Genomic DNA, 13,901 nt, shown 5'->3' with positions numbered 1-13,901 from the left:
CGATCGTACACCCCGCATGGAGTACAGGCCGTACGATCCTGACGGAGACGAGGCGGAGCTCTGGCGACTCAAATGCGCGTTCGAACGCGGTCTCGGCTCGAAGAGCGAGGAGAAGCGCGCGGCGTACGACGTGAAGCTCACCGAGTCGTACGCCGAGCGGTACCTCGACTGGGTGCGGTGGTGTCTCGCGCGCGAGCCCCGGAGCGTGATCGTCGCCGCCAGCGAGGGACTCGCCGGCTACGTCTTCGTCCTGCCCGAGCGATTGGCGATGATCTGGGACGCGGCGGTGTTGAACGAGCTCTACGTCGAGCCGGACCACCGTGGAAGCGGCGTCGCGGACGAACTGATCGAGGCCGCACTCGCGCTCGCGCGCGAGCAGGAGCCGCCCTTAGAGCGGATCGTCCTCGACGTCGACCCCGAGAACGCCCGCGCGGCGGCGTTCTACGAGCGACACGGCTTCGAGCCCTGGGGCGAGATGGTCGCCCGCGAACTGTGAATAAACGTGTTGTGACGATATAGAACTGTCACCCCGAGCGAGTCCCTTCGGCCATCGAGTCGCTCTGGATCGATAGGACGGCTGACGCTCTTTGGACGCTCGCTCTGCGAAAAGCCGACGCCCGAGAAACGGTGATGGATCGCCTTCGGCCCGGTCTCAGTTCACGACGTGCGAAGGCGTCTCCCCGCGGAGATGCTCCTCGAGCTGTGAAGCGATGATGCGGGGGCCGCCGAGTACCGCATCGCGCGTCGAGCCGGCGACGTGCGGCGTCAGAATGACGCCCTCGAGATCGAGGATCGGGTGACCCTCGGGGATCGGCTCCTCTTCGAACACGTCGAGGGCCGCACCGGCGATCGAGTCGCTCGAGACGGCATCGACGAGCGCGTCGGTGTCCACGAGCCCGCCGCGGGCGGTGTTGACCAGATACCCCTCGGGGTTCATCCGCTCGAACTCTTCGCTGCCGATCATCCCGCGGGTATCGTCCGAGAGCCGGACGTGAAGTGTCACGGCGTCTGATTCGGCAAGCAGCGTGTCGAGGTCGGCTGGCTCGGATCCGAGCTCGCGGATCTCCTCGTCGTCGACGAACGGGTCGTAGACGAGCAGCTGGGGGTCGAAGCCGGCGAGCCGCCGTGCGACACCACGGCCGATGTGTCCGAATCCAACGATCCCGATCGTCGTCGTCCCGACGTCCGGCGGGAGCCGGTCGGGGTCGAACACCTGGTTCCACTCGCCGGTCGAGAGCTCGGCGTGGTTGAACGGGATCTCACGCAGCCGTGAGAGCAGTATCGAGACCGCGTAGTCGGCGACGGCATCGCGGTTGCGCCCCGGCGCATGCAGGACGGTCACGTCGTTGTCGGTGGCCGCCTCGACGTCGACGTTCTCGGTGCCCCCGCGAGCCGCGGCGACGATCGAAAGGTCGCCGCTCTCGATGAGTTCGCGCGAGACCGGGGCCTTGTGGACGACGAGCACGTCGGCTCCATCGAGATTGGCCGCGATGGCGTCCGTATCGTAGCTCCCCGGTCCGAGCGACTCCATGTCCATCGTCACGTTGCGGAACTCCGCGGGCGAGGAGTCGTCCATCCAATCCATCCGGTCGAACGCCACGCCGTGCTCCTCAAGGTCACCGAGGGCCTCGTACATGTACTCGCTCGGCTGCTGTGGATCCCCGCAGAGTAGCGCTTTCATCCGGTTCGGCGTTCCTCAGCGACCGTCTTGAGCGTTTCCCACGGCCGCTTCATGCCCTCGACCGCCTGGAAGAACGCCGTCCGGACCGTGCGATATCGCTCCTCGGTTCCGGGAGTGCGCTCGTGGCGCCGGGCGGTCCCGACGGCACGATCGACCGCCGTCTCGACGTCCGGGTAGACGCCGGCGGCCGTCCCGCCACACAGCGCCGCGCCGAGCGCGCCGGTCTCCCGTTCGTCCGGGATCGCGACCGGCAGGGCGGCGATGTCGGCGAACATCTGTGCCCACGTCTCGCTCCGTGCGCCCCCGCCGGTCAGCCGGATCGTCTCGAGATCCGATGCGATCGAATCCAGCGCGCTCGTCTGCGTGATCGCGACGCCCTCGTAGATCGCTCGAAGCATGTGCGCGCCGGTGTGCTCGAGGCGAAGCCCGTAGAATCCGCCAGCGCTGTTCGGGTCGTCGGTCGACCCCTTGAGAAACGGGTGGAAGACCAGTCCGTTCGCGCCGGGCTCGACGCCCGCGACGGCCTCCTCGTAGATCTCGTACGGCGAGACGTCGCGTTCGTCGGCTTGCCGGCGCCAGTCGCCGCCGCAGGTCTCGGTGAACCACTCGACGCAGGCCGCCCCCGAGCGGATCCCCTTATATCGCAGCCACCCGTCGAGATACCGCCGAGGGAGACCCTCGTTCCCGTCTCCTGGGGCGTCGAGAACGGCGACGCTCTGGCCCCAGGTCCCGAGGATGATCAGGCCATCGCCCGGCCGGACGATGCCGGCACCGAGCGTGCAGGCGGCGACGTCGTGGAACCCCGTAGCGACGGGTACCCCCTCCGGCAGGCCGGTTCGTTCCGCGGCCGTCGCCGTCACCGATCCGCACGCTTCGGTGCTCGAACTGACCGGCGGGAGCGCCGAGAACGCCCGCTCGATGCCGAGGACGTCGAACAGCTCCCGGTCGTACTCGGGCTCGGGCCCGTAGAACACGCTCGCTTCCGTGGGATCCGTCGACAGCTCGCCGGTGAGCCGGTGGGTGAGCACGTCCTTTGAGAACAGCACCGTCTCGATGCGCTCGTAGGTGGCAGGTTCGTGCTCGCGAAGCCAGACCAGAAGGCTCAGCGGGTCGGCGCCGAACGGCTCCCAGCCGAGGCGTTCGACGACCTCCTCGTGGGCGTCGGGCCGGAGCTCGGCGATCGCGTCGATAGCGCGGCTGTCCGTCGATTTGATGCCGCAAGCCGGCTCCCCTGCACTATCGAGCCCGTAGAGCCCGTGACCGTGGCCGGCGACGCCGACGCCCGCGATGGCCTCGGCGGAGACGGACCCGTCCTCGACGACGTCGGCGACGGTCCCGCAGACCGTCTCCCACAGCCGATCGTGGTCCTGCTCCTCGCGGTCGGGGGCCGTCTCGACCGTCGGCGTCTGGCGCGAGGCGCTCGCGAGCTCGGTGCCGACGTCGTCGAACGCGGTGACCGTGACGTTGGTGAGTCCGGCGTCGATCCCGACGAGGACCGGGGCCGGCTCACTCATACTCGTCCGATATCGTCTCGCCGGCGCTTCGAGTCAGCTCACAGAGCTCCCCCATCACGGTCGCGATGCGGTCCCGAACGGTCTCCGAGACGACGTGTGGATGGAAGTACGTCTTATCGGGCTCCCAGTCGCTGTCGGCGAAGAAGCCGGCCCGGTCGTCAGCGGTCCCCTCGGGCGGCCGGATCGCGTCCGCGTGCTCGTGGTAGAAGTCCGCGGCCGTTCGCGCGAACTCGTACTGGTAGCGGGTGTTCTTGTTGAACTTGCAGACGCCGGCGTCGATCAGCGCCTCGATCCGTTCGTCGGGAACCCCGGAGGCGCCGTGGACGACGAGTGGGGTGTCGTGTCCCGCATCGAGTAGCGCCCCGTTGATCTCGGCGGCGAGATCGGGACGCACGTCGAGATCACGGCCGGACGCGACGCCGTGCTGGGTCCCGATCGACACCGCAAGCAGGTCACAGCCCGTCCGCTCGACGAACTCGACTGCGTCCTCGGGGTCGGTGTAGAACGCCTCGTCGTCCGGCGTTTCCGTATCGCCTTCGACGCCGGCGATTCGTCCGAGCTCCGCCTCGACGAGGACGTCGTCACCGACGCGATCGACGGCCTCGGCCGTCAGATCGACGTTTCGCTCGAACGGCTCGTCCGAGGCGTCGACCATCACCGAATCGGGCACGCCGGAGTCGACTGCCGCCTCCAGATACTCGAAGTCGTCGGGGATGTGGGTGTGATCGATGTTGCAGAACACCTCGATCCCGTAGCGTTCGGCGAGCGTATCGAGACACGCGCCGAAGACCCGGACGCCCACTACAGGGTCGCCACCGCCGAAGAACGCCGCCTCCTCCTTGCCGAGCTGGACGACGAGGTCCGAATCGGCGTCCGCGCTCCCCTGCAGGAGGCCGACGAGGACGTCGAAATGGGTGACGTTGCTCGCGAAGAAGCCGTAGCGCCCGTCCCTCGCGCGCTCGTAGCACGTCCGAAGGTCGACGTCCGGATCGCGTGTCATAGGTGAGCAGATAGGTGCGACGCAAATCAGACTTGCTACTTCCGCAACCGCGGGGCTACGACGACCTCGACCGCCTCTAACCCGGTCTCTCTACGGCGATTTCGTCCACGGTTCTCCATACGGCCCGATACGTCACTCCAGAACACGGACGTCCCATTCCGGAGGCGACCCAGCGCTTCCGGTGACGGGGCTCGATCACGTCTACCCCCGACGGTGGCGTCGTGTGGTCGGCCGACTGCTGATCGTCGCGGCCGCGGCGGTGGTGCTCGCCTCGGGGTCGAGAGCCCGTCCGTGCTCGTCTGGTCGAGCCCGCTCGACACGTAGATGGTCGCGTACCGGCGGAACCTCATCGGCGAGACCGGTAGAACGGCGCCGTTCCCGGTGCTATCGAGACCCGGGTGAGTATCGGGTTCCGTGCACGGCGTGGGGACGAGGCGGCCGGCTCGGGCCCCGAGAGGGGTGGACGTGACCCGACCGAGTTCGTGCCATTCAAGCACCCCGACGGATAAACCCCAGTAATGATTCTGCGGGACGCGCGCCTGTTCGACGGGCGCGAGGAGCTAGCGACGAAGGGAGCGATCCGCTTCGACCCCGAGTCTGGGCGGATCGAGGCGGTCGGAGACGTCGAACCACAGGGCGAGGAGCCGTCGATGTCGCTCCCGGGTCATACGGTCCTCCCCGGTCTGGTCGACGCCCACGTCCACTTCTCGCTGTCGGGACAAGCGACCATCGAGGACGTGGTCGGGACGAGCGACGCCGATCTGGCGTTCACCGAGGCGGCCAACGCGCGAACGACGCTCGAGGCCGGCGTCACGAGCGTGCGGGCGATGGGGGCTCGCGACCTCGACGTCCGGCTAAAACGTGCGATCGAGCGCGGCGACGTCCCCGGTCCACGGATGGTCGCGAACTGCCGGTCGATCACCATCACCGGCGGTCACGGCCACCACCTCGGACGCGAGGTCGACGGCCCCGTCGAGTGCAGGCGTGCGGTCCGCGAGCAGATCAAGAAGGGCGCGGAGTTCATCAAGTTCATGGCGACCGGCGGGGTCACGACCCCCGGGACGGACCCCCGAACGCTCGCGTTCACCTACGAGGAGATGGAAGCGTTGATCGACGAGGCCCACCGCCGCGGGGTGCACGTCGCGACCCACGCCCACGGCGCCCCGGGGGTGAAGGCCGCCGTCGAGGCCGGCGTCGACACCGTCGAACACGGCACGTTCATGGACGAGGAGGCGATCGACATGCTGATCGCCCACGACGTGACGCTCGTTCCGACGCTCTCGGCGCCGTACCGGATCGCGCGCAACACCGATCGGGCGACCGAGGAGAGCATCAGGAAGACCGACAGCGTCCACGACCGCCACATCGAGGCGTTCAAGCGCGCGGTCGACGCCGGCGTGCGGATCGCCGGCGGCACCGACGCGGGTACCCCCTTCAACTACCACGGCACCAACAGCACCGAGATCTCGTTCATGGTCGAACACGCGATGGACCCGGTCGACGCGGTCGTCGCGATGACGGGCACGGCCGCCGAGACGATCGGACTCGAGGACGCGGGCACGCTCGAAGCCGGCAACTACGCCGACCTGCTCGTGATCGAGGGGAACCCGCTCGAGGACGTCTCGCTGTTGCGCGAGCCGACGGCCGTCCTCAAGGGTGGCGAGATCGTCTCGGGGACGCTGCCGGACCCACAGGACTGACCGGCCGCCGCCCAGCCCCCGGCTCGTGGGAGTGCTCGGGTTCGAACGCGTTCCGAACGCGGGAAGCGAGTTCGGTACGATCGGACGTCAGATCTCCCGGACGAACGTATCCACCGACGGCGTGGTCGAGCCACGCGTCGTCGGCTCAGTAATCGATCGAGACGAACACGACGAGGACGACCACGCCGGCGAGTACGGCGACCCCGAGGAACGCCTCGTCGAAGTAGCCCCGGTCGGCGATCGCTCCGAAGAGGACCGGACTCAACGCGCCGAGTCCGATGTAGACCGTCCGGAGAGCACCCAGGTTCGTTCCCTCCGTGTCGTCCGGAAGTCGTCGAGTGAGATCGGAGATCACGATCGTCTCGAACCCCAGGAGGCTGCTCGCGAGCACGGTCAGGGGGACGAACGGCCACAGTCCGCCGACGAACGGGAGTGCGACGAGCGCCAGGCTGGCCGTGGCCATGATCGTCAACAGCGGGACCCGGACGCCGACGCCGTCGTAGGCCCGGCCCGCGATCGGCTTCATCAGGATGCCGAGCGCGAAGAAGAGGCCGAACAGCACGGTCGCGACCCGTACCGAGAGCTCCTTTACGTCGATCAGATACGTCGGGTAGAACCCGATGAACGCCTGCATGATCACGCTCCACAGCACGAGCAGCACGGTTCCGCGCAGCACGACCGGTCGAGACAGCGTCGGGACGACGTCGCCGAGCGCGAGGGTCTCGCGCAACGGCGTCATCGCCGTCTCCCGCCTCGGCAGCGTCGTCCAGAGGCCGACCGCTGCGAGCACGAAGAGCGGAACGGCGAACCCGAAGCCGTACTGCCAGGCTACCGCGGCCGCGACGAACCCGGCGACGGGCGGCATCACCGCGTTCCCGAGGTCGCCGGCCGCCATCGTCACGCCCGTCGCCGTGCCGAGCTGGTCGGGATAGATCTCGTCCAGGATCGTGAACCGCGAGACGCCGTACAGCGCGGTTCCCACGCCGAACAGGGCCGTCGCCGAGAACAGGACGATCACCGACTCCGCGAGGACGACGAGCGCGAGCATCGTCGCCGCGAGGAGGGAACTCGCGATCAACAGCGGACGCTCCCCGGCCCAGTCCGCGAGGATACCGCCGGGGAGCTGCCCGCACGCGTACGCGATCCAGAGGACCGTCAACAGGAGGCCGGCGGTCGTGAGCGTGAGGTCGTACCCGCCGCGGAGATGCGGTAACAACGCCGGATAGATCATCCGGACGCTGATCGACAGAAACCAGCCGAAGGCGATGGCTAGGAGCATCCTCCCGCGTCCGCCGCTGCGGAGGTCAGCGATCGCCCGTCTCGAGGTCGAGATGTAGCGCACGAACGGTGAACGTCACCCTATCCGTGCGTTCTCGGTCGCCCTGTTCAGTCTTGTCGTTTCGATGGGCGACAGGTCGGGACTACGCTCGGGCTCCGTCACGAGGCGAGGAGCGAACGAGAGCGAATGGAGACGGTGTAGCGGCCCTACAGGACGGCTACACCGTCGGCCGGGCGTGTTCATCACGAACCCGAAGGAGACCGATGACCGAAGACGTGTTCGACGAGATCGGGGGGGTCGGGATGGACGACGCCGAGATCTAGACGTTCCTTCCAGCGCGGGACATCGGCGTGCTGTCGCTCGCGAGCGACGCGGAGGCCTACGGCGTTCCGATATCGTTCGGCTACGACGGGGACGGCCGGTGCTACTTCGTCCTCCTGCGGGTCGGCGAGCGGAGCCGAACGGAGGAGTTCGTCGGGACCGCCGAACGGACGAGCCTCACCGCCTACCAGGTGCGTCGAAGCACGTCCGGCGGGGCGTGATCGCCGCGGTCGGATACGGCAGGTGACCGACGAGACGTGGGAGGCGGTCGAGGAGTCGATCGGAGACGAGGCCTGGTATCCGAGCCTGTTCCCGGAGTCGGAACCCACGAACGATCTCCAGGGAGGGGTGTTCGAGATCGAGGAGCCGACGGACCAGAAGAGAGAGGTGACCGCGGTCGGCGATCGGGAGTTCATTCCCGGCCTCAGGCGTCCTCCCGGTCGAAGACCTCCTCCATCAGCACCTCCGCGACCTGCTCGTTCGTCTCGGGGCTGTAGTGGCCGCCCTCGCCGCGCTCGACGTACAGCGACTTGACGTCGCCGTCGTCGGCCTCGAGGTGCTTCGCCATGTCGATCGTGATCAGATCGGCGTACTCCTCGTCAAGCCGATCCATCAGGTCGCCGTAGATGGGGCCGTGTTCCTCCTCGTAGGTCGCGTAGCGGAGCTGCTGGACCATCGCGAAGACGGGCGTGAACTCGTGTTCCTCGGCGAAATCGACGAACTCCTCGATGATCGCGGTGAACAGCTCCTCCTGTTCGTCGAACAGGCGTTCGTGGTATCTGACCCGCGGTCGCTCCAGCCGGAGGGCGGTCTGCGTCTGCAGCGCGTCGAGGTCGTAGCCCGGGATCGAGATCTCGTACTCCTCCTCGACCTCCTTGAGCGCCGCGTAGAGCGAGTAGCGCACCTGATCGGGCTCGCCGAGGAACGTCGGCGCGTAGGGGAACGTCGCGAGGTGGGGCTCGAACCAGTGTTCGTAGTGGTAGTCGTGCTCGCGGAGGAACGAGGCGTGCTGCTCGAGGTCGAGGAACTCCTCCTTCTCGTCGAGCGGACACTCGATCAGCTCCAGTTCGCCGTCTCGCAGCTCGTATCGCGGCTTCACCGCCAGAACGTTCCCGAACTCCTGGTAGTGTTTCCAGACGCTGAGGATGCGCGCGATCGAGGACGCCGTGACGTACATCACGACGTAGTCCGAGGAGTCCTCGGGATACTGACGCTTCATCCGGAGGAGCGCCTGATCCATGCCGTAGTTCCCGCCGCCGTAGTTCGCGACGTGCGTGTCGAGCTTCTGGGCGAGGTAGTTCTGGTAGGTCTGGTGGTCGCTGACCTCCCGGCAGAAGCAGTAGGAGTCGCCGTAGGTCGAGACCAGCGAGTCCTCACCGGGATCGCGCTCGCGGGCGGGACAGACCCGGCTTCCGTGCTCGTCGGTCGAGTACGTCACCGTCGTGTCGCCCATGTCCTCGCCGGGGAGGTGATCGCCCGTGTCCTTCTGTTTCTGCATGTTCGGCTGGGGAACCCACCCGAGTTCGGCGTCGAAGCTGCTGAACTTCTCCAGGAGGGTCCGATCGATCTCCGGAAACTCCTCCAGAACGACCGTCGGGATGCCCCCGAGTCCCCTCGCGTATCGGTCGAGCGCGAGATACGAGAGCTTCTCCACCGCGACCAGTACGACGACGACGGCGACCGCCACCGGCAGGAACGTAACCATTGGTTCCCGGTAGTGTGAACGGATGTAAAGACGTTTTGCAAGCGTTCCGACCGGCTCGCGCTTTCGGAGAGAACGCGCTCCGAGCCGGCTCAGTACGACTCGCGGTGGAGGACCTCGTCGACGGATCGTCGCGGAAGTCGATCGGGCTCCTCGCCGCCGCTCGGCCCGACGGCGATCAGCATCACGGGAATCTCGTCGTCGGGCAGCCCGAGGAACTCGGCGATCCCCTCCTGGTCGAAGCCGATCATGGGCGTCGCCTTCAGCCCGCGGGCGTGGGCCGACAGCAGGAGGTTCTCGACCGCGAGGCTGGCGTTCCGAATCGCGTAGTCGCGCCCGAACCGCTCGTCCTCGTACATCTCGACCGACTGGGCCTTGGTCTGTTCGGCGGACGCCTCGTCCATCCGGCCCGCCTCGACCCACTCGTCGAACACGCGATCCGCGGTCTTGGCCTCGGTGTGACCGACGACGAGGATCGCGGTTCCGGCCTCGCGCAGGTGCTCCTGGCCGTAGGCAAGCTCGACGACCCGATCGAGTCGCTCGTCGTCCTGGACGGCGACGAACTCCCAGGGCTGGAGGTTGTACGACGATGGCGCCAGCGTGGCGTCGTGGATCAGCGCCTCGAGCGTCTTCTCGTCGAGTTTCGCGTCGGGGTCGAAGTCGTGGCCTGATCGACGGGTTCGGATGGCGTCGATGGCTTCGATGGCTTCGAAGGTCTTCTCGTTCGATACGTCACGCTCCTCGGCGGCGGATTGTTCGGAGGACATCAACGATGACTAGTCGATTGCCACTTAAGCGTCTGCTGGTAGCACTGGCAGGGGTCGGGTCGACGCGGCGCGGAATCGCGCCGAAAATCGCCTGATAGCGGGGCCAGAACCGACATCCACGAACCGGTTCGGGGTCCTCTAGGGATGGATCCCGTCTACCTCGCTCTCGGCGTGCTCCTTCTCGTGATCGCCGTCGTGGACCTCACATGGACGACGCTCTGGGTCGAGGGCGGTGCCGGCCCGCTCACGTCCCGGCTCATGTCGTGGACGTGGCGCGCGCTACGGGGCGTAGCGGGGCGGAACTCGCGGATACTCAGCCTCGCGGGGCCGCTGATCTTCGCGATCAGCCTCTCGGTGTGGATCGCTCTCCTCTGGGGCGGGTGGACGCTCGTCTTCGCCGGCGCCGAGGGGGCTCTCGTCGATACCCTCGACAGGGGTTCGGTCTCCTGGATCGATCGCGTCTACTTCACGGGGTACGCGATATTCACGCTCGGCAACGGCGATTTCGTCCCGCACGGCGACGTCTGGCAGCTCGCCACCGGGTTGACGACCGCCTCCGGGATGCTCTTCGTCACGCTGATCGTCACGTACGTCCTCTCCGTTCTCGACGCCGTCACACAGAAGCGCTCGTTCGCGATCGGCGTCAGCGGCCTCGGTACCCATGGTGAGGGGATCGTGCGAGCGGGCTGGACCGGCGAGGAGTTCCGGGGGCTCGATCTCCCCCTCAACACGTCCACCACCCAGCTGAACTCCCTCACGTCGAACCACAAGGCGTACCCGATCCTCCACTACTTCCACACCACGCGGGCCGACCACGCGCCGGTCGGTCGGATCGCCGCTCTCGACGAGGCGTTGACGCTCCTTCGGTTCGGAGTTCCGGGATCCGAGCGACCCAACGACCTCCTCGTTCAGAACGCGCGCTCGAGCGTCCGGAACTACCTCGACATCCTCGACAGCGCGTTGATCGAAGCGGCGGATCGCTCTCCGCCCTCGCCGGAGCTCGACTCCCTCCGCGACGCGGGCGTCCCGACCGTCCCCGACGAGGAGTTCGACGCCGCCCTCGAGGAACTGGACGAACGGCGCCGAACGTTGCTCGGACTCGTCGAACCCGACGCGCGCGAATGGTCCTCCTCCAGGCCGAATCGAGAGGGGAACTGATCACGGCGTCGTTCGACGTTCGGATCGGTGATAACCCGAGCACCTCGGTTCGATCCGAACGACGGGGTGATGAGTGACGCTCCGCAACCCCTAAACGCGTCTCTTGCCTCCTTCCGGTAATGAGCGACTGGACGGAGAAGTATCGCCCCTCGACGCTCGACGAGGTGCGGGGCAACGACAAGGCCCGCGACGCGCTTCGGGAGTGGGCCGAGAGCTGGGAGGACCACCGGAAGGCGGTCATCCTCCACGGCAGCCCCGGCGTGGGAAAGACCTCGGCGGCCCATGCGCTCGCGAACGACATGGGTTGTCCGACGATCGAGCTCAACGCCTCGGACCAGCGCAAGGCCGACGTCGTGAAACGGATCGCGGGCGAGGCCGCAAAGAGCGGAACGCTCTCGGAGGGGAGTGCGGGCCGGCGGCTCGTCGTGCTCGACGAGGCGGATAACTTCCACGGCAACGTCGACTACGGCGGCTCGCGCGCGGTCAGCGACGTGATCAAGTCGGCCAACCAGCCGATCGTCCTGATCGCCAACGAGTTCTACGACATGTCGAAGGGGCTTCGAAACGCGTGTGAGACGATCGAGTTCCGCGACGTCTCCGCACGCTCGATCGTGCCCGTCCTCCGCGATATCTGTCGCCAGGAGGGGATCGAGTTCGAACAGAGCGCCCTCGAGGCGATCGCCGAGAGCACGAGCGGCGATCTGCGTTCCGCGATCAACGACCTCCAGGCGATCGCCGAGAAGGCCGACCGGCTCACCGAGGAGGCGGTCGTCACCGGCGAGCGAGACCGGAGCAAGGGGATCTTCGACTTCCTCGACGAGGTGATCAAGACCGCGGGAGCCCAGGAGGCGCTCTACGCCTCCTACGACGTCGACGAGACGCCCGACGATCTGATAAACTGGATCGAGGACAACGTCCCCAAGGACTTCGAGGGAGCGGAACTCGCTGACGCCTACGACTCGCTCGCGCGCGCGGATCGATGGCTCGGTCGGGTACGTGCTACCCAGGAGTACTCCTACTGGCGCTACGCGAGCGACAACATGACCGCCGGCGTCGCCGCCGCTCGCCGCGAACCCAAGGGCGGCTGGACGCGCTACGGCCCGCCGAGCTACTGGCGCAAGCTCGGCAGCTCGCGAAGCGCACGCGACCGGCGCGACTACGTCGCCCGGAAGATCGCGGAGACCGGCGGCGTGAGCATGGGGACCGCCCGCCGGGAGCTGCTACCCCACCTATCGGTGATGACCCACCACTGCAAGAACCGCGAGCTGACGGTTGAGATGGCGGCGCGCTACGACCTCGACGCCGAACACGTCGCGTTCGTCACCGGCAGCGGAAAGGACACCAACAAGGTCCAGGGGATCGTCGAGGAGGCCCGCGAGCGCCGCGAGGAGGCCGCGGTCGAGGCCTCCGGCGGCGCCTTCGAGCGGGCGGAGCGAGCCGCCGAGCCCGAGGCCGCCGACGAGGACGACGCCCCGTCCGAGTCCGGAGGATCAGACGAGCCGGATGCGACGGTAACGGTCGACGCGGCCGGAACGAGCGCCGGTACCGAGGAAACCGACGAGGACCTGGACGCCGATCCGGAGACGAACGAGGACGACTCACAGTCGGGCCTGAGCGACTTCATGTGAGATCGTGACTTGTACGCCAGGCAGTGTACGGCCGACATAGTTATGTCTATATGCCGTCAATAGAGGCCTCCATGTCCTCCATCGAGAACGTGAGTTGTCCACACTGCGGCTCGACGATATCGACCTCGGAGGCCGCGAAGGCCGGCCACGCGGTCGACGACCGACGGCTCAAGGGGACGACCGCCGACTGCCGGAACTGTGAGTCGAGCGTCGAGCTCTACTACTACTGAGAGGTACGCCGCGTCGTCGACTGCGGCTCGACCCGGTGGGTGAGCCACGCCGCGACGAGCGTGAGGAGCACCACCGCCACCATCGCCGTGCCCTCGAGCAGTCGCGTGAGGTCCGTGTAGACGTACCGACCCAACAGTAGCTGGACGCCGACGAGGACGGCGCCGCTCGCGGCGAGCGTCCGCACGCGGGCGAGGCGTCCCTCCGCCGACCGGAGCAGCCCCGACCAGGTACCCGCCGCGAGCAGCGCGGCGAGGATCGTCAGGCCGGTCGCGTGGTAGATCGCCTGTACCGCCGCGGTGTGAGCGACGAGCGCCCCGGGCGAGAGCGCGAGCAACGGGGGATAGAGCGCGACGACCGAGAGCAGCGCGTAGCGCACCCGTCCGAGGGTGGCGAGCCCGTCGAGGTGCCACAGCGTCGCCAGGACGAGCGAGGTGAAGATGACGAGCGCGGTGACGAAGTGGGCCGTGAGATAGAGGAAGGTGTAGTCGAGCACCGTCCCCGCACCCAACAGCGCCTGCACCGGATAGAGGACGAACGCGGCCGTCACCGCGAGGCGGACCCGGCGATCGTCCTGCCAGCGCCACGCGCCGTAGACCGTCCCGATCACCAGGAAGCCGGCGACCATGGCGACGAGCCGGTGGAACCACTCGATGAAGCTGGGCCAGTTCGCGGGGAAGAGTCCGAACACCGCGCCGTCACAGAGCGGCCAGCGCGCCTCACAGGTCAGGCCGGCGCCCGACGCGGCGGTGTAGATCCCGATCAGCAACAGGAGGTAGGTGAGAACCGTCGTCGCCGGCAGCAGCGTCCGCAGCCGTCCACGACTCATCGATCCCACCCAGTGGTGACTCGCGTCATGGCTTTCGTTCCCCTCTCGGGTGTGGGCGCATATAGCTCTGTCCGACCGCCGTTCGGGGAGTCCG

At 67.5% G+C, this 13,901-nt stretch carries 13 protein-coding genes; 6 read left to right on the top strand and 7 right to left on the bottom strand.

The annotated features are described in order from the left end of the window. Window positions 1-16: 16 nt before the first annotated feature. Entirely contained in the window at window positions 17-496 is a 480-nt protein-coding gene (locus tag V0Z78_RS06810; RefSeq protein ID WP_336343879.1) for a GNAT family N-acetyltransferase, read from the top strand. A 156-nt stretch (window positions 497-652) separates the two neighbouring features. On the opposite strand, the gene V0Z78_RS06805 is transcribed toward V0Z78_RS06810, so the two are convergent. From V0Z78_RS06805 to fba, 3 genes are read right to left on the bottom strand one after another with little or no spacing between them, the layout of a single operon-like run. Continuing rightward, window positions 653-1,681: a 2-hydroxyacid dehydrogenase gene (locus tag V0Z78_RS06805; RefSeq protein WP_336343878.1), complete on the bottom strand. Its 1,029-nt coding sequence runs from the start codon at window positions 1,679-1,681 to the stop codon at window positions 653-655. Then, the gene (locus V0Z78_RS06800) at window positions 1,678-3,195 is read right to left on the bottom strand and encodes an FGGY-family carbohydrate kinase (RefSeq protein WP_336343877.1); all 1,518 of its coding nucleotides are present in this window, start codon (window positions 3,193-3,195) and stop codon (window positions 1,678-1,680) included. Before V0Z78_RS06800 ends, V0Z78_RS06805 begins: the two co-directional genes overlap by 4 nt. Continuing rightward, entirely contained in the window at window positions 3,188-4,195 is a 1,008-nt protein-coding gene (gene fba, locus V0Z78_RS06795; RefSeq protein ID WP_336343876.1) for a class II fructose-bisphosphate aldolase, read from the bottom strand. The genes V0Z78_RS06800 and fba overlap by 8 nt, the downstream gene beginning before the upstream one ends. Before the next feature lie 518 nt (window positions 4,196-4,713). Between fba and V0Z78_RS06790 the strand changes: the two genes are divergently transcribed. Beyond that, the gene (locus V0Z78_RS06790; protein WP_336343875.1) at window positions 4,714-5,895 is read left to right on the top strand and encodes a metal-dependent hydrolase family protein; all 1,182 of its coding nucleotides are present in this window, start codon (window positions 4,714-4,716) and stop codon (window positions 5,893-5,895) included. 145 nt (window positions 5,896-6,040) lie between these two features. Here the strand turns inward: V0Z78_RS06790 and V0Z78_RS06785 are convergent, their stop codons facing one another. Further along, window positions 6,041-7,174, bottom strand: coding sequence for an MFS transporter (locus V0Z78_RS06785; RefSeq protein ID WP_336343874.1), 1,134 nt, complete (start codon window positions 7,172-7,174; stop codon window positions 6,041-6,043). A 350-nt stretch (window positions 7,175-7,524) separates the two neighbouring features. On the opposite strand from V0Z78_RS06785, the gene V0Z78_RS06780 reads away from it, so the two are divergent. Further along, window positions 7,525-7,716, top strand: coding sequence for a hypothetical protein (locus V0Z78_RS06780; RefSeq protein ID WP_336343873.1), 192 nt, complete (start codon window positions 7,525-7,527; stop codon window positions 7,714-7,716). Window positions 7,717-7,919: 203 nt separating this feature from the next. Here the strand turns inward: V0Z78_RS06780 and V0Z78_RS06775 are convergent, their stop codons facing one another. Together V0Z78_RS06775 and V0Z78_RS06770 are read right to left on the bottom strand one after the other, a co-directional pair. After that, complete coding sequence (locus tag V0Z78_RS06775; RefSeq protein ID WP_336343872.1) at window positions 7,920-9,200, bottom strand: hypothetical protein; 1,281 nt, start codon at window positions 9,198-9,200, stop codon at window positions 7,920-7,922. Window positions 9,201-9,289: 89 nt separating this feature from the next. Continuing rightward, window positions 9,290-9,964: a nitroreductase family protein gene (locus tag V0Z78_RS06770; protein WP_336343871.1), complete on the bottom strand. Its 675-nt coding sequence runs from the start codon at window positions 9,962-9,964 to the stop codon at window positions 9,290-9,292. A 144-nt stretch (window positions 9,965-10,108) separates the two neighbouring features. Between V0Z78_RS06770 and V0Z78_RS06765 the strand changes: the two genes are divergently transcribed. The 3 genes from V0Z78_RS06765 (at window position 10,109) to V0Z78_RS06755 (ending at window position 12,980) form a co-directional block, all read left to right on the top strand. Next, entirely contained in the window at window positions 10,109-11,122 is a 1,014-nt protein-coding gene (locus V0Z78_RS06765; protein ID WP_336343870.1) for a potassium channel family protein, read from the top strand. A 119-nt stretch (window positions 11,123-11,241) separates the two neighbouring features. After that, entirely contained in the window at window positions 11,242-12,750 is a 1,509-nt protein-coding gene (locus V0Z78_RS06760) for a replication factor C large subunit (RefSeq protein ID WP_336343869.1), read from the top strand. Window positions 12,751-12,821: 71 nt separating this feature from the next. Beyond that, window positions 12,822-12,980, top strand: a complete 159-nt coding sequence (locus V0Z78_RS06755; protein WP_336343868.1) for a hypothetical protein — start codon at window positions 12,822-12,824, stop codon at window positions 12,978-12,980. On the opposite strand, the gene V0Z78_RS06750 is transcribed toward V0Z78_RS06755, so the two are convergent. After that, on the bottom strand, window positions 12,974-13,807 hold the full coding sequence (locus V0Z78_RS06750) for a COX15/CtaA family protein (protein WP_336343867.1): 834 nt from the start codon (window positions 13,805-13,807) through the stop codon (window positions 12,974-12,976). The genes V0Z78_RS06755 and V0Z78_RS06750 overlap by 7 nt on opposite strands. Window positions 13,808-13,901 lie beyond the last annotated feature (94 nt).

Origin of the sequence: Halalkalicoccus sp. CG83 (genome assembly GCF_037081715.1) — an archaeon.
In the GTDB taxonomy this organism is placed as follows: Archaea; Halobacteriota; Halobacteria; order Halobacteriales; family Halalkalicoccaceae; genus Halalkalicoccus; species Halalkalicoccus ordinarius.
The sequence above is the reverse complement of the archived record's forward strand: the minus strand, read 5'-3'. Positions and strand labels throughout refer to the sequence as shown.

Bases quoted from the DNA above. Each gene is read 5' to 3' on its own strand.
- V0Z78_RS06770 (WP_336343871.1), bottom strand. From the start codon at position 9,964: ATGTCCTCCGAACAATCCGCCGCCGAGGAGCGTGACGTATCGAACGAG.
- V0Z78_RS06760 (WP_336343869.1), top strand. From the start codon at position 11,242: ATGAGCGACTGGACGGAGAAGTATCGCCCCTCGACGCTCGACGAGGTG.
- V0Z78_RS06800 (WP_336343877.1), bottom strand. From the start codon at position 3,195: ATGAGTGAGCCGGCCCCGGTCCTCGTCGGGATCGACGCCGGACTCACC.
- fba (WP_336343876.1), bottom strand. From the start codon at position 4,195: ATGACACGCGATCCGGACGTCGACCTTCGGACGTGCTACGAGCGCGCG.
- V0Z78_RS06785 (WP_336343874.1), bottom strand. From the start codon at position 7,174: ATGCTCCTAGCCATCGCCTTCGGCTGGTTTCTGTCGATCAGCGTCCGG.
- V0Z78_RS06765 (WP_336343870.1), top strand. From the start codon at position 10,109: ATGGATCCCGTCTACCTCGCTCTCGGCGTGCTCCTTCTCGTGATCGCC.
- V0Z78_RS06775 (WP_336343872.1), bottom strand. From the start codon at position 9,200: ATGGTTACGTTCCTGCCGGTGGCGGTCGCCGTCGTCGTCGTACTGGTC.
- V0Z78_RS06790 (WP_336343875.1), top strand. From the start codon at position 4,714: ATGATTCTGCGGGACGCGCGCCTGTTCGACGGGCGCGAGGAGCTAGCG.
- V0Z78_RS06750 (WP_336343867.1), bottom strand. From the start codon at position 13,807: ATGAGTCGTGGACGGCTGCGGACGCTGCTGCCGGCGACGACGGTTCTC.
- V0Z78_RS06755 (WP_336343868.1), top strand. From the start codon at position 12,822: ATGTCCTCCATCGAGAACGTGAGTTGTCCACACTGCGGCTCGACGATA.
- V0Z78_RS06805 (WP_336343878.1), bottom strand. From the start codon at position 1,681: ATGAAAGCGCTACTCTGCGGGGATCCACAGCAGCCGAGCGAGTACATG.
- V0Z78_RS06810 (WP_336343879.1), top strand. From the start codon at position 17: ATGGAGTACAGGCCGTACGATCCTGACGGAGACGAGGCGGAGCTCTGG.